The 16983-nt window shown below is 69.8% G+C and carries 17 protein-coding genes; 10 read left to right on the top strand and 7 right to left on the bottom strand.

Translation table 11 applies throughout. The features are described from left to right. The first annotated feature begins 77 nt into the window (after positions 1-77). Both ACZ5DS_RS41970 and ACZ5DS_RS41965 read left to right on the top strand, forming a co-directional pair. Positions 78-962 carry a DUF3558 family protein gene (locus tag ACZ5DS_RS41970; RefSeq protein ID WP_468249644.1) on the top strand — a complete coding sequence of 295 codons (885 nt, stop codon included), beginning with the start codon at positions 78-80 and terminating at the stop codon, positions 960-962. 99 nt (positions 963-1061) lie between these two features. Next, positions 1062-2291 carry a DUF2637 domain-containing protein gene (locus tag ACZ5DS_RS41965; RefSeq protein WP_468249642.1) on the top strand — a complete coding sequence of 410 codons (1230 nt, stop codon included), beginning with the start codon at positions 1062-1064 and terminating at the stop codon, positions 2289-2291. Positions 2292-2349: 58 nt separating this feature from the next. Here the strand turns inward: ACZ5DS_RS41965 and lysS are convergent, their stop codons facing one another. Then, positions 2350-4092, bottom strand: coding sequence for a lysine--tRNA ligase (gene lysS, locus ACZ5DS_RS41960; RefSeq protein WP_468249639.1), 1743 nt, complete (start codon positions 4090-4092; stop codon positions 2350-2352). Between the two features lie 127 nt (positions 4093-4219). On the opposite strand from lysS, the gene argS reads away from it, so the two are divergent. Continuing rightward, entirely contained in the window at positions 4220-5989 is a 1770-nt protein-coding gene (gene argS, locus ACZ5DS_RS41955) for an arginine--tRNA ligase (protein ID WP_468249637.1), read from the top strand. A gap of 64 nt (positions 5990-6053) precedes the next feature. Here argS and ACZ5DS_RS41950 read toward each other — a convergent pair whose 3' ends face one another. Beyond that, positions 6054-6506 carry a peptidoglycan-binding domain-containing protein gene (locus ACZ5DS_RS41950; protein WP_468249635.1) on the bottom strand — a complete coding sequence of 151 codons (453 nt, stop codon included), beginning with the start codon at positions 6504-6506 and terminating at the stop codon, positions 6054-6056. Between the two features lie 300 nt (positions 6507-6806). Between ACZ5DS_RS41950 and ACZ5DS_RS41945 the strand changes: the two genes are divergently transcribed. The 3 genes from ACZ5DS_RS41945 to ACZ5DS_RS41935 all read left to right on the top strand — a co-directional run bounded on the left by ACZ5DS_RS41945 (position 6807) and on the right by ACZ5DS_RS41935 (position 9110). Then, positions 6807-7625 (top strand): peptidoglycan-binding protein, encoded by an 819-nt coding sequence (locus ACZ5DS_RS41945; RefSeq protein WP_468249632.1) that lies wholly within the window; start codon positions 6807-6809, stop codon positions 7623-7625. Between the two features lie 26 nt (positions 7626-7651). Beyond that, positions 7652-8458, top strand: a complete 807-nt coding sequence (locus ACZ5DS_RS41940; protein WP_468249630.1) for a DUF2690 domain-containing protein — start codon at positions 7652-7654, stop codon at positions 8456-8458. A gap of 193 nt (positions 8459-8651) precedes the next feature. Beyond that, positions 8652-9110 carry a hypothetical protein gene (locus ACZ5DS_RS41935; protein WP_468249627.1) on the top strand — a complete coding sequence of 153 codons (459 nt, stop codon included), beginning with the start codon at positions 8652-8654 and terminating at the stop codon, positions 9108-9110. Between the two features lie 110 nt (positions 9111-9220). Here ACZ5DS_RS41935 and ACZ5DS_RS41930 read toward each other — a convergent pair whose 3' ends face one another. Then, a complete protein-coding gene (locus tag ACZ5DS_RS41930; RefSeq protein ID WP_468249624.1) occupies positions 9221-9631 on the bottom strand; it encodes an ATP-binding protein in 411 nt (136 codons plus the stop codon). 110 nt (positions 9632-9741) lie between these two features. On the opposite strand from ACZ5DS_RS41930, the gene ACZ5DS_RS41925 reads away from it, so the two are divergent. The 3 genes from ACZ5DS_RS41925 to ACZ5DS_RS41915 are packed head-to-tail and all read left to right on the top strand — an operon-like array spanning position 9742 to position 11590. Then, a complete protein-coding gene (locus ACZ5DS_RS41925; RefSeq protein ID WP_468249622.1) occupies positions 9742-10557 on the top strand; it encodes a helix-turn-helix domain-containing protein in 816 nt (271 codons plus the stop codon). Further along, entirely contained in the window at positions 10554-10742 is a 189-nt protein-coding gene (locus ACZ5DS_RS41920) for a DUF397 domain-containing protein (protein WP_468249619.1), read from the top strand. The genes ACZ5DS_RS41925 and ACZ5DS_RS41920 overlap by 4 nt, the downstream gene beginning before the upstream one ends. A gap of 32 nt (positions 10743-10774) precedes the next feature. Next, complete coding sequence (locus tag ACZ5DS_RS41915) at positions 10775-11590, top strand: DUF4253 domain-containing protein (protein ID WP_468249616.1); 816 nt, start codon at positions 10775-10777, stop codon at positions 11588-11590. 13 nt (positions 11591-11603) lie between these two features. On the opposite strand, the gene ACZ5DS_RS41910 is transcribed toward ACZ5DS_RS41915, so the two are convergent. Beyond that, the gene (locus ACZ5DS_RS41910; RefSeq protein ID WP_468249612.1) at positions 11604-12809 is read right to left on the bottom strand and encodes an aminotransferase-like domain-containing protein; all 1206 of its coding nucleotides are present in this window, start codon (positions 12807-12809) and stop codon (positions 11604-11606) included. Between the two features lie 173 nt (positions 12810-12982). Next, positions 12983-14272, bottom strand: a complete 1290-nt coding sequence (locus ACZ5DS_RS41905) for a helix-turn-helix domain-containing protein (protein WP_468249610.1) — start codon at positions 14270-14272, stop codon at positions 12983-12985. A gap of 177 nt (positions 14273-14449) precedes the next feature. Here ACZ5DS_RS41905 and ACZ5DS_RS41900 point away from each other — a divergent pair, with 177 nt between their 5' ends. After that, a complete protein-coding gene (locus ACZ5DS_RS41900) occupies positions 14450-15211 on the top strand; it encodes a DUF4232 domain-containing protein (RefSeq protein ID WP_468249607.1) in 762 nt (253 codons plus the stop codon). 65 nt (positions 15212-15276) lie between these two features. Here ACZ5DS_RS41900 and ACZ5DS_RS41895 read toward each other — a convergent pair whose 3' ends face one another. Next, positions 15277-15633, bottom strand: a complete 357-nt coding sequence (locus ACZ5DS_RS41895; protein WP_468249604.1) for a DUF805 domain-containing protein — start codon at positions 15631-15633, stop codon at positions 15277-15279. A 265-nt stretch (positions 15634-15898) separates the two neighbouring features. Next, positions 15899-16891, bottom strand: coding sequence for a porphobilinogen synthase (gene hemB / locus ACZ5DS_RS41890; RefSeq protein ID WP_468249602.1), 993 nt, complete (start codon positions 16889-16891; stop codon positions 15899-15901). Positions 16892-16983 lie beyond the last annotated feature (92 nt).

Below are 16983 nucleotides of genomic sequence, written 5' to 3'. Positions count from 1 at the left end.
ACCGCACAGCTCCTTCACCGCGTACCGTGGCCCCGCAGGAACCCGCACGACCACCGAGCGTCACGAGTGAAGGAACCATGCAGCGAGCAGCCCAGCGAGACGACCGTGCCCAGCAGGATCAGCGAGCCCAGCGCCTTCGCCGCGTTCTTGTCTGCGCGGCAGCCGTTCCCGCGGTCCTGATCACCGCCGCCTGCTCCTCGGACAGCGGCGACTCCAAGGACAAGGGCGGTGCGAGCGCCCAGCAGACCGCGAGCGGCGGCTCGAGCGAGCAGCCCTCGGCGAGCGCGTCCCCGACCGTGCAGGCGGCCGCCTACCGCAAGCTTCCCGAGCCGTGCACGGTGCTGTCGAAGAAGACCCTGACCGATCTGGTGCCGAAGGGCGTCAAGTCGGCCAAGGAGGGCAAGTCCGACGACACCGCGAGCCGTTCCTCCTGCTCCTGGACCAGCCTGGACAACAACGGCGTCAAGGGCTCCCAGTTCCGCTGGCTGAACGTGTCCCTGCTGCGCTTCGACTCGGACGCGAACCGCGGTTCGGGCAACCAGCAGGCGCACAGCTACTTCACCCAGCAGGTCCGCGATGCGCAGAGCGTGTCCGGCGCGAAGAACAGCAAGGCGGAGCCGGTCGCGGGGGCGGGCGCCGAGGCGACGGCGGTGCGCTACGACCTGAAGAAGAAGGAGGGCGCCTTCAAACAGCAGACGGTGGTCGCCCGGGTCGAGAACGTGGTCGTCACGCTCGACTACAACGGCGCCGGTCTCGCGGGCGAGAAGACCCCGGATGCCGGCGATCTGACCAAGGCGGCGGAGAAGGCCCTGAAGGAGGCGGTCGCGTCCGTCACGGCGGCCAATGGCGCTGGTTCCGGAACCGGTTCGTCCACGAAGCCGTCGTCTTCCCCCTCCAAGTCGGCTTCCAAGTCCCCCTCGTCCGGTGCAAGTCCGTCCAAGTCGGCCACCAAGAAGAACTGACCGGCCTCACGCCCGCCGCACGCGTATGCCACTCTGTTGCGCGCAACAACACGCAAGGGGAGGGGAGTACGAGTGGCCGCGCCAATGCAGCTGACTCGGATGCACCGCATACTCATCGGCGTGGTCGTCACCGGCGCGTTGATCATCGCCGGCATCGGCTTCGCCGGTTCCTACGCAGCCGTCCGTGAGCTGGCCATCAAGAAGGGCTTCGGGAACTTCTCCTACGTCTTCCCGATCGGTATCGACGCAGGCATCTGTGTCCTCCTCGCCCTGGACCTGCTCCTGACCTGGATCCGGATCCCGTTCCCGCTCCTGCGTCAGACGGCCTGGCTCCTGACGGCGGCGACCATCGCCTTCAACGGCGCCGCCGCCTGGCCGGACCCGCTGGGCGTGGGCATGCACGCGGTGATCCCGGTCCTGTTCGTGGTCGCCGTCGAGGCGGCCCGCCACGCGATCGGCCGGATCGCCGACATCACGGCCGACAAGCACATGGAGGGGGTGCGCCTCACCCGCTGGCTCCTCTCCCCGGTCCCGACCTTCCTCCTCTGGCGCCGTATGAAGCTGTGGGAGCTGCGCTCCTACGACCAGGTCATCAAACTGGAACAGGAACGTCTCGTCTACCAGGCCAGGCTGCACGCCCGCTTCGGCCGCGCCTGGCGCCGCAAGGCCCCGGTGGAGTCCCTGATGCCCCTGAGGCTGGCGCGCTACGGCGTCCCGCTGGCGGAGACGGCCCCGGCGGGCTTGGCGGCAGCGGGCATCGAGCCGGCGCTCATACCGCTGGTGGCCGCGGGCAGTCGTCCCGCCGAGGCGGCGCCCGTCCCCCAGAGAACGGCACCTGCCGGCGAGCAGCGCCCCCAGCTGCCCAGCCAGCGCACCGAGGAACCGGAGATCGTCCAGGACGATCAGAGCCCCTGGTTCCAGACTCCGCGCGAGGTCGACTACCACGGCGGCTACGACCCCACGTACAACCCCGTCCCGGACCCCCAGTACGTCCCGGACGAACAGTACGAGGAGTGGTACGAGGAGCAGCCCCCGGAGCAGTTCCAGCAGCCCAACCCGTCGGAGGAGACCGGCAGCTTTCCCATCCCGGTGAGCCCCGGCCGCACCCGCGAACTGGGCGAGGGCGGCGGCCCGCCGGAGCCGGACGAGGAGGCCTTCTACCAGGTCTTCCGCCAGTCGATCGACGGCAGCTACCCCACGGCCGGCCAGTTCCGCGGTGATGTGGAGGCAACGTTCGGCATCTCCCTGCCGCAGCGCGAAGCCGAACGCATGGTCAACCGCTTCACCAGCCGCCACTCGGCGGAACTGCAGGACGACCACATCGCGTGACACAGACGAGGAGGGGGCGCCCGGTGTGACTGGGCGCCCCCTCCTCGTATGACGCGGCCTACTCCCCGAGCAGGGCTCGCACCCGCTCCTGCCCCACGGCCAGCAGCAGCGTAGGCAGCCGCGGACCGGTGTCCCGTCCGACCAGCAGGTGGTACAGCAGCGCGAAGAACGTCCGCTGAGCCGTCTTGATCTCCGGCGGCAGCTCCTTCGGCGTGGCGTCGGCCGAGAACCCGGCCTGCACCTTGGGCACGCCGTAGACGAGGTGGGTCAGCCCGTCGAGGGACCAGTGCTCGGCGAGCCCGTCGAGCAGCAGTCGTACGGACTGCTGGGAGGCCTCGTCCAGCGACTTCAGCAGCTCGGCGTCAGGCTCGTCCCGGACGATCGTGCGCTGGTCCGCCGGCACATGCGTGTTGATCCACGCCTCCGCCTTGTCGTACCGCGGCCGCGCCTCGTCCAGCGACGACAGCGGCTGCTCCGGGTCCAGCTCGGAGAGGATCCGCAGCGCCTGGTCCTCGTGACCGGCGGTGATGTCGGCGACGGAGGCGAGCGTGCGGTACGGCAGCGGGCGCGGCGTCTTCACCAGCTCGCCGGCGGCCGTGCCCACGGCACGCGTGTAGGCCGCCACGTCCGCCGGCAGGGCGGAGCCGTCCGCGACCTTGCCCGCGAGCTTGTCCCACTCGTCGTAGAGCCGCTGGATCTCCTGGTCGAAGGCGATCTTGAAGGACTGGTTGGGCCTGCGGCGGGCGTACAGCCAGCGCAGGATCTGCGGCTCCATGATCTTCAGCGCGTCGGCGGGAGTCGGTACACCGCCCCGCGAGGACGACATCTTCGCCATCCCGGAGATACCGACGAACGCGTACATCGGGCCGATGGGCTGCTGACCGCCGAAGATCCCGACGATCTGGCCACCGACCTGGAACGACGACCCCGGAGACGAGTGGTCGACACCGGAGGGCTCGAAGACGACTCCCTCGAAGGCCCACCGCATCGGCCAGTCGACCTTCCAGACCAGCTTGCCGCGGTTGAACTCGCTCAGCCGGACGGTCTCGGCGAAGCCACACTCGTTGCACGTGTACGCCAGCTCGGTGCTGTCGTCGTCGTACGAGGTGACGGTCGTCAGGTCCTTCTCGCAGTTGCCGCAGTACGGCTTGTACGGGAAGTACCCGGCGGAGCCGGAGCTGCCGTCGTCCTCGGACGCGGCGCCCGAGCCCTCCTCGGCCTCCAGCTCGGCCTCGTCCACGGCCTTCTGCTGCTGCTTCTTGGCCGGCTTCGGCTTGGTCCGGTACTGGGCGAGGATCGCGTCGATGTCGCCGCGGTGCTTCATGGCGTGCAGGACCTGCTCGCGGTAGACACCGGAGGTGTACTGCGCGGTCTGGCTGATCCCGTCGAACTCCACGCCCATCTCGGCCAGCGACTCGATCATCGCGGCCTTGAAGTGCTCGGCCCAGTTCGGGTACGCGGAGCCCTTCGGGGCCGGGACGGAGGTCAGCGGCTTGCCGATGTGCTCGGCCCAGGAGTCGTCGATCCCGGCGATGCCCGCCGGCACCTTCCGGTACCGGTCGTAGTCGTCCCAGGAGATCAGGTGCCGGACCTGGTGTCCGCGGCGGCGGATCTCGTCGGCGACCAGGTGCGGGGTCATGACCTCGCGGAGGTTGCCGAGGTGGATCGGGCCCGACGGGGACAGGCCGGACGCCACGACGACCGGTTTGCCCGGGGCTCGGCGCTCCGACTCCTCGATGACCTCATCCGCGAAACGGGAGACCCAGTCGGTGGTCTCGGTGCTCTGAGCCACGATCGGCACGTCCTTCTTTCTGAACGGGTGACACTCCATTGTCACAGACCGGCTTGCGACCGGGAAAACCCCTTTACCCCCCATGGGATACTGGCTGGGTCTATCCATCCCCACGAGGAGAACGGCACCCCTTCCTATGGCCCCGGTCACGTCCCTCAGCGATTCCGTCCAGCAGCACCTCGCGTCCGCCCTCTCGGCCACCCTGCCGGAGGCCGCCGGCGCGGACCCGCTGCTGCGACGAAGCGACCGGGCCGACTACCAGGCCAACGGCATCCTGGCCCTGGCCAAGAAGGCGAAGGCCAACCCCCGGGAGCTGGCGACCCAGGTCGTCTCCCAGGTGGTGACGGGTGACGTGATCAAGGACGTCGAGGTCTCCGGCCCCGGCTTCCTGAACATCACGATCGCGGACAAGGCGATCACCGAGAACCTGGCCGCGCGGTACGCGGACGACACCGGCCGCCTCGGCGTGCCGTACGCCGCGCACCCGGGCACGACGGTGATCGACTACGCCCAGCCGAACGTGGCGAAGGAGATGCACGTCGGGCACCTGCGGTCGGCCGTGATCGGCGACTCGGTGGTCCACCTCCTGGAGTTCACCGGGGAGAACGTCGTCCGCCGGCACCACATCGGCGACTGGGGCACCCAGTTCGGCATGCTCATCCAGTACCTGGACGAGCACCCGCACGAGCTGGACCACAAGGCCGACGCGGTGAGCGGTGAGGAGGCGATGTCCAACCTCAACCGCCTCTACAAGGCCGCGCGGAAGGTCTTCGACTCCGACGAGGAGTTCAAGACGCGGGCCCGGCGCCGGGTGGTCGACCTCCAGGCCGGTGAACCGAAGACGCTGGCCATGTGGCAGAAGTTCGTGGACGAGTCGAAGATCTACTTCTACTCCGTCTTCGAGAAGCTGGACATGGAGATCCAGGACCCCGACATCGTCGGCGAGTCCGGTTACAACGACATGCTGGCCGAGACCTGCCGCCTCCTGGAGGAGTCGGGTGTCGCGGTCCGCAGCGAAGGCGCGCTCTGCGTCTTCTTCGAGGACATCAAGGGCCCGGACGGCAACCCGGTCCCGCTGATCGTGCAGAAGTCGGACGGCGGGTACGGCTACGCGGCGACGGACCTGTCGGCGATCAGGGACCGTGTCTTCAACCTCAAGGCGAACCACCTTCTGTACGTGGTCGACGTCCGCCAGTCGCTCCACTTCCGCATGGTCTTCGAGACGGCGCGCAGGGCGGGCTGGCTCAATGGTGACGTGAAGGCGCACCAGCTGGCCTTCGGCACGGTCCTCGGCAAGGACGGCAAGCCGTTCAAGACGCGTGAGGGCGAGACGGTCCGGCTGGAGGACCTCCTCGACGAGGCGGTCGAGCGCGCGACGACCGTCGTCCGGGAGAAGGCCGAGAAGGTGGGCCTGACGGAGCAGGAGATCGTCGAGAACGGCCGCTACGTCGGCATCGGCGCGGTCAAGTACGCCGACCTGTCGACCTCCGCCGTCCGGGACTACAAGTTCGATCTGGACCAGATGGTCTCGCTCAACGGCGACACGTCCGTCTACCTCCAGTACGCGTACGCCCGTATCCAGTCCATCCTCCGCAAGGCCGGCGAGGCCCGCCCCGCCGCCCACCCGGAGCTGGAGCTGGCGCCCGCGGAGCGTGCCCTCGGCCTCCACCTGGACCAGTTCGCGGAGACGGTCCTGGAGGTGGCGGCCTCGTACGAGCCGCACAAGCTGGCCGCGTACCTGTACCAGCTGGCGTCGCACCTGACGACCTTCTACGACCAGTGCCCGGTCCTGAAGGCTCAGACGCCGCAGCAGGTGGAGAACCGCCTGTTCCTGGTGGACCTCACCGCCCGCACGCTCCACCAGGGCATGGCCCTGCTGGGCATCCGGACGCCCGAGAAGCTCTGATCCGCACGGCACGCGGCCCGTCCTCTCCCCCGGGAGGACGGGCCGCGGCGTGTTCGTGCGGTCGTCAGCGCGAGTCGCAGTACCGCGCCAGCGCGGCCTTGGTCCCCGAGCCGGCGATGCCGTCGATGGCGCCTTCGTAGCCCCAGTTGGACTTGAGCCAGCGCTGGAGCGCCATCACCGTGTTCTTTCCGACGATGCCGTCGATCGAGTCGTCGTAGCCCCAGTTGGCCTTGAGGAAGCGCTGCATCGCCTTCCAGCTCTCGGTGCCGAGCAGCCCGTCGATGTCGCCGCCGTAGCCCCAGTTCGCCTTCAGGTCCCGCTGGAGCTTCTGGGCCTGCGTCTTGCTCAGGCCGAGGTTGTTCACCGCGCGCGGGGCGACGGCCTTGGAGCTCACCGCAGGCTTGGCGGCCGGCGCGGACTCCGCGAAGGCGGCGCTCGCGCCGGCCAGGCTGCCGGCGGCGATACCGACGGCGGCGGTGACGCTCACGAGGGTCTTCGTCAGAGCATTCGGTCGCATGTGCATCCCTTTCGGGTCGTAGGGCTGACTGCCGAGACGAGAGTGCGGGGTGGGCGGCGCGGGCGGCCACAAGTGCCGCACAAGTGACGTCCTCGCGGGACATCCCACGCTCTGACCTGCGGGGACATCGACGGACGGGACGGTTCCGCGGGACGAGTGCGGCGGCCGTCGGCCGATTCCGCAGCCGCGCCGCGACCGGCTCCCGGCGCGCTGCCTGTATGCATGCTGATGCAGAATGTGACGAAGGGCTCGGGGCCGCCGACCACGGACCACGGGCCAGGAAACGCGAGTGGGGGGAACATGTCGCGTTGGAAAGCGCTGCCCGGGGAACTGGATCCGCGGGTGCGGCAGTTGGTGGTGGCCCTTCGTCGGCTGAAGGACCACAGCGGGCTGAGTGTGCGGCAGCTGGCCGCGAAGACGGGGTACAGCGCGAAGTCCTGGGAGCGGTATCTGGGCGGTAGTGCGCTGCCTCCCGGGGAAGCCGTGGAGGCGATGGCCCAGACCTGCGGGGTCGATCCGACGCGGTTGCTCGCTTTGCACGAAGTCGCCGGGGAGGTCTGGAGAAGCGGGCGCGGGGGCGTGGACGCGCCGGAGGCGGGCGCGGTGGGACCGGTGGAGGCGGACGCGACGGCGGCGGGGACGGCCGTGGGGCCGCCGCAGCGGCTGCCGCACGGGAGTTCGGCGTTGCGCGTCGCGCTCGTGGCGGGGGCGGCCGCCCTGGTACTGGCCGTCTGTGCCGCGGCCCTCCTGGTCGTACGGTTCACGGACGGCGACGACGGAGCGGCGACGGCGGCGCCCCGCACCTCGTCCACCGCCGCGCCGGACCCGTCGTCCACGCCGGGGCGGGCCCCGTCGTACGCCTGCCGCGTGCAGCGGACCGACGGCCGGTGGTACGCGGGCAACAGCCGCACGCAGGACGCCGTCCTGGTGAACGGCCTGGCCGGTCCCGAGGTGGCCGAGGCGCAGTGCCTGCTGCGCAGGGCGGGCTACTCGCCTGGCGGCATCGACGGCATCTACGGCCCGCTGACCGAAGCAGCCGTCAAGAGCCTGCAGAAGCGGTACGGCCTGGTCGTGGACGGCATCGTGGGACCACACACCTGGAAAGCCCTGCGGCGATGACAGCGCGGACGCCGTCCCCGGAACACATGCGACTGACCACCGCGCTGCAGGAGTTGAGGACTCGCACCGGCCTGAGCATGGCCGCTCTCGCACAGCGGACCACGTTCAGCAAGTCGTCCTGGGAGCGTTATCTCAACGGCAAGTCGCTGCCGCCGCGCCGCGCGGTGCAGGAACTGTGCCGGCTCGCGGACGAGCCGGAGGGGCGCTGTCTGGCGCTGTGGGAGATCGCGGAGTCGGAGTGGAGCGGGCGGGCGGCGGAACCGGCACGGACGGATGATGCGCAGCCACAGGCCACGCCCCGTGCACCCGCACCCGCCCCGGCCCCGGCCCCGAAAGAGGCCGGGCGCACCGGCGGCAGGAGCATCGCGGTCGTCGCCGTGATCGCGTCGGCGTGCGCCGTGGCCGTGGGGGGCGTAGCGGCGGGCCTCCTCCTGCTGCCGCACCACCACGACGAACCCCCTTCCGATGCGTCCACAACCGGCCCCTACTGCCGGGGAGCCGCCTGCGAGGGCAGGGATCCGATCCACATGGCCTGCGCCGCCCAGCCGGACACGCTCGCCTCGCGTCACACGTCCACCGGCGCCTGGCTGGAACTGCGCTACAGCAGGGATTGCGGGTCCAGTTGGGCCCGGATGTGGGGAACCCACGTCGGCGACCGCATCGAGATGACGGCGGGAGGCCCCGCCCGTGACGCGAGGGTCAAGGACGACGGCGAGACGAAGACGTACGTCTACACCCCGATGGCCTCGACCGACCCCGGAACCGTGGTCCGGGTCTGCTTCCGGCCTGCGGCTGGCGGCAAGCGGGAGTGCCTCGACAGCCGCGTCCACTAGGGCGTGTATTGAGTTGTGACTGGTACTGCGTGCGCTGGGCAAGCAGGCGAACTGCCAGGTCGCGGTCGGCGTGCACATGAGCGTTCTATAGACTCGCCTGGCCTGTCGACGCGTCAGTCGGCGGGTTTGGCATATGCATGGGGGAAGTACATTGAAGATCGGTATCCGTTCAGCAGTGGCCACGTCGGCTGTCGTGGCCGTGACTGCAGGGCTGCTGCTCAGCGCCGGCGCTTCCGCGCAAGCCTCCGGGTTCAGGTACCACTGCTCCAAGACGGTCAGCCGCACGATCGCCCTGCCGGGCAAGCCCGACGTGACGGTGAAGGCCAAGAACTGCATCGCGAGGAGTGGCGATGACTTCAGCGGCAAGACGGTGGTGAGCTGGGACGGCGGTGCCGACTGGTTCGGCAACAAGCGGTTCAACAGCGTCAAGCTCAACACGCGCATCGAGTGGGACGGCAGGACGCGGTTCTACGACAACAACAGCCTGACCGACAGCATCAACAAGAAGAGTTCCGGCTCCTCCAGCTACTACATCCCCATGTACGCGAAGCGGCACGGGAAGTTCACCATGGACGCCACCTTGAAGTACGACGTCGCCGATGACGGCAAGGGTGCCGTGACCTGGAACCTGCCAGGCTCCCCGAGCGTCTGACCACCACCTCGGACACACCAGGGGAAACTCACAGGGCCTGCCGCCGGATCCGGTGGCAGGCTCTGTTTCATAGGTCGCGAGTCACCGTTGATCACGACCCCATAGGCGCCCTAGGGGCGTACGAACTCGCACCACACCACCTTGCCGGGGTCCCGCTCCCCCACGCCCCACTTGTCGGCGAGCGCGGAGACGAGCAACAGACCCCGTCCGCCTTCCCCTTCTTCCCCGGTGTCGTCCGAGAGGCGTGGGGTGCCGGGGCCGCTGTCATGAACCTCGGCCCGTACGAGGTGCCCGTCGTACCGCAGCCGCAACAGGAAGCCGCGCCCCCGTGGCACCCCGTGCAGCAGCGCATTCGTGGCCAACTCACTCACACAGAGCGACACGTCTCCGCTCCGCTCCCATGCGGCCAGTCCCCAGTAGGTCAACGACCAGTCCGTGAACCGCCTGGCAGCGGGGACTGATCTGCGGGCGCGGGCGTAGAACTGGTCGCGCTGGTAGGGCAGTTCGGTTTGCGCATTCACGGGGCGACTGTCGCGCAGAGTCACTGTGCTGGATCAGTGAGTGAGCCCGTACGGCTACTCCGTACGGGCTTCCCTGATCCGCGTCCGGCCACAGGGATATGGGGTCCAGCATGAGCCAGCGCAAGAAGAACGCCTCGTCCATGAAGATGTTGGGCAAACAGCTCGCCGCCGCCCGACGTGCGGCAGGCCACACTCAGAGAAGCCTCGCCGAACTGGTCAAGCTGGACGAGGAGACCATCGCGTCGATCGAGCAGGGCAGGCGGGCGCTGCTGCCGGACCTCGCCGCCACCCTGGACAAACTTCTGGACGCGAAGGGCGTGTTGCTGGCGGGGGTCGAGAACCTGCCGGAGATCGATCAGTTTCCGCTGAACGCGGAGCAGTTCAAGGTGCACGTGCACGAGGCCATTGCCATGTCGTGGTACGAGACCATCGTCGTGCCCGGCCTGCTCCAGACTCCGGAGTACGCCCGCGCGCTGTTCCGGGATCGCGTACCTGCCTACGACGAGGACGAGATCGAGACCAGGACAGCGGACCGAATCAGCCGTACGGAGATCGTGCATCGAACGTCTCCACCGACACTGAGCTTCGTCGTCTGGGAGCCCGTGCTCCATCTCCGCGTCGGCGGGGCGGAGGTCCGCCGCGCCCAACTCCAGCACCTGCGCAAGCTCACCGAACTCCGGCATCTCGCCCTTCAGGTCCTGCCCCTTGACGCACCCTCGCACGCCGGCTTGTCAGGCCCGTTCAACATCCTGGAGACGCCCGACCATCAGCATCTCGTCTACGCCACAAGTCAGATCAACATGCACTGGATCGCCGACCCTGACGAGGCGGCCAACAGGGCCCACCAGTATGGGATGCTCCGATCACAGGCCCTTTCCCCGCAGGATTCCCAAAGCCTGCTCGACCGTTTGCTAGGAGAACAATGAGCAGCGCAGCACTCCAGTGGTTCAAGTCCAGCTACAGCGACACTGAGAACCCCCAGTGCCTCGAAGTAGCCGTCTCGCCCCAGGCCATCCACATACGCGACTCGAAGCAGAACCTCTCCGACGCCCCAACCCTCCAGGTGACCCGCGCCACTTGGGCCGCGTTCACGGAGTTCGCCTCGCGCTAGCGTTGTCAGTGCCGCCCTCTACAGTCGGCTGCATGGCGACTCTTCCCAACCCGCTGCCCCAGCTGACGACCGACCCCAGCGGTCGTAGCCTCGGTCTCCGACTCCCGCCCGGCAGGCTGATCGACGCGACGGACGAAGGCCCCTGGCACGAGCCCCTGTTGTGGCATGCGGAGAAGGCGGCCGCGCCCGGCACCTGGAAGGCGCTGGGCGCACCGGCGGCGCGAGCCGGGCTGCTTCCTGTGCTGGTGGATGTGCAGGACCGGCAGGGCGGGCCGGTGAACTGGGGTTTGGCGCCGGACGAGGTGTCGTACCCGGGCGATCACGACGCCGAGGATCTCCTCGCGGAGTACTGGGAGGACTACGCCGAGGAGGAACTGGCCGAGGAGATCGAGCCGTTCGGGTTCGAGTGGCCCGGTCTCGCACCCGCCCTCTCCCCCACCGCTGATCCGGACACCCGCGCCGCCCAGACAGCCGACTCGCTGACGGACGGCACCCGCGCCTGGCTCAAGGACCCGCATCTGGCCCTGGTCCCGGCGCGCCGGTCCGCGGACATCCCCGCGGCGATCGGCTGGACGGGCCCGCTGAACTACGAGGACGACGTGGCCCGGCTGTGCACGATCCTCCGCTCCTGGGAGGACCGCTTCGGCATACGGGTGGTGGCGCTCAGCTTCGACACCCTGACCGTGTCCGTCGCGGCCCCGCCGACCACCCAGGCCGAGGCCGAGGCGGTGGCGGCGGAGCACTTCGCGTTCTGCCCGGACACCATCACGCAGAACGGCCCGGACACCCTGCGCGCCTACGCCAAGGAGCTGATCGGCGAACCGACCTGGTCCTTCTGGTGGGACTGACCCGGCCCTGCAGTCAGGAGCCGCCGAGCCCTCTGCCCAGCCGCCTCAGCCCCTCCGCGATCTCCTCCGGTGTCTGCGTCACGAAGCACAGGCGGAGTGTGGCGGGGTCGGGGTGGCCGGCGTAGAAGGGCGCGCCGGGGACGTAGGCCACGTGCTCTTCCACCACGCGCGGGAGCAGGGCCGCGGTGTCGTACGACTCCGGGAGCCGGACCCACAGGAACATGCCGCCCTCGGGCCGGTTCCAGGTGGAGCCCTCCGGGAGGGCGGCGGGGAGGCCGGCCAGCATGGCATCCCGGCGTTCGCCGTAGACGGCGCGGACGCGCGCCACATGGGCGTCCAGGACGTCCAGATAGCGGGCCGCGGCCAGCTGGTTGAGGGTCGGCGTGTGCAGGTCCACCGCCTGCTTGGCCACCACGCACGCCCGCCTCAGTTCCGCGGGGGCACGCAGCCAGCCGAGGCGCAGGCCTGGGGCCATGACCTTGGAGAAGGAGCCGAGCAGGACGACACGGTCCTCGGCGCCGGGGCAGGAGGCGATCCAGGGCGCGCGGGTGCCGTCGTAGCGGAGTTCGCCGTAGGGGTCGTCCTCGATGATCCACAGGCCCTGACGCGCGGCCACGGCGGCGACGGCCTCCCGGCGCGGGGTCGGCATCGTACGGCCGGTGGGGTTCTGGAAGGTGGGAACGAGGTAGAGCAGCTTGGGGCGTTCGCGCACCACCGCCTCCTCCAGGGCCCCCGGGTCGACGCCGTCCTCGTCCCCCGGCACGGCCACCACCCGGGCGCCCGCGAGACCGAAGACCTGAAGTGCCGCCAGGTAGCAGGGGTTCTCGACCAGGACCGTGTCGCCGGGCTCGATCAGCGCCGTCGCCAGCAGGGACAGGGCCTGCTGGGAGCCGGTGGTGACGAGGAGGTCGTCGGGGGCGGTGGGCAGGCCGAACGCGGTGATGCGGGCCGCCAGCCCGGACCGGAGGGGCGGCTCGCCCTCCGTGGTGGAGTACTGGAGCGCCTGCGCCGGGGTCTCGGCCAGCACGTCCTGGAACGCGGCCGCTATGCCGTCCCGGTCGAACAGCTCCGGAGCCGGGAGGCCGCCCGCAAAGTTGATCACCTCGGGCCGTGCGGTGACCGCCAGGATGTCCCGGACGGGCGAACCGCCCACGCTGCGGGCACGAGCCGCCAGCGGGGGAACGGGGGCAGTGGGTGGAGCGGGCTCGGTGACGGTCATGGCTGCGGCTCCTTCGCGGGCACGTCGATACGTCGTCCGGTCGCAGCCTAGGAAAGTAACTGCCGCCTACACCCGTCATTCCGCGATCCGGACGCCCGGCAACAGCGGCCGCCGCCGCAGAACTTGGTACCGCCCTCAGAACCTGGTCGTGCCCGCCGCACTCGGTGGTGTCCTCAGAACTTGGTGGTGCCCTCCTTGACCCAGCCCGAGCCGCCCAGCGGGAACTCGTAGGCGGGCCGCCCGTTGTTGCCGCTCGTGCGGAACGGCCGGCCGTGGTCGTCGACCCGGAGCACACCGTGGCGGGAACCGCTGGACCAGGTCAGCGCCAGGGACCAGCTCACGTCGTACGCCGAGGCGGCGGCCTTGACGTGGAACACCTCGGGGTCCGACTCGCTGACCTTGAACGGGAAGTCCCGGTGCCCTGCCACGGGTTCGACGCCGGGGCGCGCGGCGTCGAGGGCGACGGTGAAGGAGCGGGTCGGTACGTCCCCGCCGCAGCCGACGCCCGGGTAGGCCATGACGTAGTCGTTCCAGGCGAGCGGTGTGCGCTTGGTGAGCGTCTGGACCGTCAGGCTCTTCACGACCACGGTCTCCTTGCCGGTGCCCTGCACGGTGAGCGTGACCTCCTGCTTCCCCGAGGAGACGGCCCCGTGCGCGGCCACCCAGGCGGTCTCGTCGCCCTCGTTCGGCGGCGGGGCCACCTCCGTCGGAGGCCGGTTGATCAGGTAGCGGCCGTCGCAGGGGCTGTCCCAGGTGTACGCGCTGGTCGACACCGTCAGCGGAGCGGCGTCGGAGGCGCTGCCGCCGGACCGGTCCTTTCCCTTGCCGTCCGTCTTCGGTTCGCCCTCGGCCGGCGCGGAGGGTGACGCGGAGAGGGAGCCGGAGGGGGAGGCGGACGGCGAGGTGCGGGTGTGCGGTGCCGTCGAGGAGTGCCCGTCCGCCGCTGCTCGACCCGGCGTCGACGCCGCCGCGACGGGACGGTCGTCCCCGCCCTCCGGGCCGCCCGAGGTCAGCGTCACGGCCAGCGTGACGGCACCGAGGACCGCCGCGACGGCGATCGCGGCGACGAGGGCGGTACGGGTACGACGACGAACGGGCGGGGCCGGCACACCCGAACGCTCGCCAACCGGCTCGGACTGCGGCTCCGGCTCCGGCGTCTTGGCCACTGGCACTGACTCCGGCGCCAGCTCGGGTGCCTCGGTCTTGCCCCGCCCCCGCAGCGCGTCCGCCAGCACCCACCGCCGGTGCAGCTCGACCAGTTCGTCCGGGGAGGCCTTGCAGAGGCGGGCGAGGCGCTCCACGGGGGCGTAGTCCGCCGGTACGGCATCCCCGTTGCAGTACCTGTGCAGGGTCGACGTACTCATGTGGAGCCGTTTGGCCAGGACCCCGTAACTGAGCCCCGACCGGTCCTTCAACTCCCGCAGCAGCTCGGCGAAAGCGGTGCCAGCAGTGGATTCCGGCACTGTTCTTCCCTCCCCCGTGTCCCATCCCCGCGTTCCAGGGGAGGGGTGTTTCCGCAGCTCAGAGGCCCTATGGGCGTTCCAGCGTCCCTGATCGTCCGCCGGGTGTGGCAGGCGGGACGGACGGCCTCACAAGCTGTGGCCATCCAAGCACGCCACCACTCGGAAGAGAGACCAGCCATGCGCACCCGCCGTACCCCTCTGCTCGCGGTCACCTCGGTCGCCCTCGCCGCCCTCGCCCTCACGGCGTGCAACGACGGCGCGGGGACGAAGGACGGCGGTGCGGCGCAGCCCTCCGCGCCGGCGGCCGCGACCACCGGCGACAAGGGCACCACGACGCCGGCCTCCGGCGCGACGGCGAATTCGGACTCCTCGTCGGGCTCGTCGGGCTCGTCGGGCTCGTCCGGCTCCGCCAAGGGCTCCTCGACGTCCTCGGGTTCGGGCTCCAAGGGCTCCGGTTCCGCCGGCTCGGGCTCCTCGTCGGGCGGCTCCTCGGACCCGTCGGAGCCGAAGAACCGTGTCCTGTGCAACGGCTCCAACACCAAGGTCACCGCGCAGCCGGTGTCCCAGCCGCTCAACCACATGCTCATCACGGTCAAGAACACCGGCTCGAAGTACTGCGACCTGACCTACTACCCCGTCCTGCGCTTCGACGAGATGCAGTGGGTGCCGCAGGCCGACGAGGCGACCCACCCGCAGGCCGTGACGACCCTCGCGCCCGGTGAGTCCGGTTACGCGGCCGTTCTGGTCTCCTCCGCCGACGGCAGCGGCCAGGGCGGCACGACGGGCCACAAGCTGACCGTCGGCTTCCAGGGCATGACCCCCAACAGCAGCGGCGGCGCGGCCGCGACCCCGGCGCTGCCGGCCAAGGGCGTGTACTACGACAGCACGTTGAAGGTCACCTACTGGCAGCAGAGCCAGGACGACATCGCCGGCTGGTGAAACGGCTGAGGCCGCCCGGGCACCAGCCTGGGCGGCCTCAGCAGAGCGGATGCTCCGGCTTCGCGTTACGCGACCGCCGGGGCCTCCTTCGGGTTCGGGCCGTACTTGTTGGCGCCCGCCTCGCCGTCCGAGCAGTAGAAGACCAGCAGGACGATGGGGCCGACGAGCGGGATGAGCCCGAGGAGGATCCACCAGCCGGAGCGGCCGGTGTCGTGCAGTCGGCGCACCGTGACGGCCCAGCCCGGCAGCAGGAGCGCGACGGCGGGGATGGCCACGAGGTAGACCGCGTGGGCAGCGGCGCCGATGCCCGCGAACACGATGTAGATGATGTACGCGAACAGGAAGAACAGCCAGTACTCCTTGCGGCGCGCACGCCCGCTGAAGACCGCGTACTTCTTCAGTGCCTCGATGAACCAGCTCATGGCAACCCCCCAGGGATCGACGTTCTGACCCTCCGGAACGGATCAGGCCAGGCGCAGAGAGTAGGGGTTCGACAGGAGCACGTCATGTCGCTGTGCGGCCTGCTCGAAACATCGATTTCAGGACAGATACGGCCATGATCACCGTCTGTTACCGCAACGGTCGCCGCACGTTGGCGAAATCGAGTTCGCTCCGTTGCCGAACCGAAGGCGTACCGAGTCCGGTCCGCCGCTCTTCCGGTATCGAAACGATCTCCAACCGTGTCCGTCAGCGAAGCTTCTGCGCCACTTCGGTCGCCCAGTACGTGAGGATGTTGCGCGCCCCGGCCCGCTTGATGCCGGTCAGTGTCTCGAAGATGGCACGGTCGCGGTCGATCCAGCCCTTCTCGGCGGCGGCCTCGATCATCGAGTACTCGCCGGAGATCTGGTAGGCGGCGACGGGCACGTCCACGGCGTCGGCGACCCGGGCCAGGATGTCGAGGTAGGGCCCGGCCGGCTTGACCATCACCATGTCGGCGCCCTCGGCCAGGTCCAGCTCCAGCTCCCGCAGGGACTCGCGCCAGTTGGCCGGGTCCTGCTGGTAGGTCTTCCGGTCGCCCTTGAGCGAGGAGGCGACGGCCTCCCGGAAGGGGCCGTAGAAGGCGGACGAGTACTTGGCGGTGTAGGCGAGGATGGCGACGTCCTCGCGCCCGATCTGGTCGAGGGCGTCCCGGATGACCCCGATCTGGCCGTCCATCATCCCGCTCGGGCCGACCACATGGGCACCGGCGTCGGCCTGCACCTGGGCCATCTCGGCGTACCGCTCCAGGGTGGCGTCGTTGTCGACCCGCCCCTGGGCGTCGAGCACCCCGCAATGCCCGTGATCGATCGTCTCGTCGAGGCAGAGATCGGACATGACGAGCAGCTCGTCCCCGACCTCGGCCCGCACATCGCGGAGGGCCACCTGAAGAATCCCGTCCGGATCGGTCCCGGGCGTGCCCAGTGCGTCCTTCTTGCTCTCCTCCGGCACGCCGAACAGCATGATCCCGGAGACGCCGGCCTCGACGGCCTCCACGGCGGCCTTCTTCAGGCTGTCCCGCGTGTGCTGTACGACCCCGGGCATGGCCGCGATCGGCACCGGCTCGCTGATGCCCTCCCGGACGAACGCCGGAAGGATGAAGTCGGCGGGGTGCAGTCGCGTCTCGGCGACCATCCGCCGCATGACGGGCGAGGTCCGCAGCCGCCTGGGACGCGTGCCGGGGAAGGATCCGTACTTCGTCATGCCCCCTACGCTACGCCCGCGCGTCCCTCGCCTTTGCCGACGCCCTGTCGGCCCGGAAAGAACCCCGCGAAGCACCTCAACACCCGGGGGTC

The organism is Streptomyces sp. NPDC031100 (genome assembly GCF_055570785.1).
Note: the sequence above shows the minus strand (reverse complement) of the source record. Positions and strands in the feature narration are given on the sequence as shown.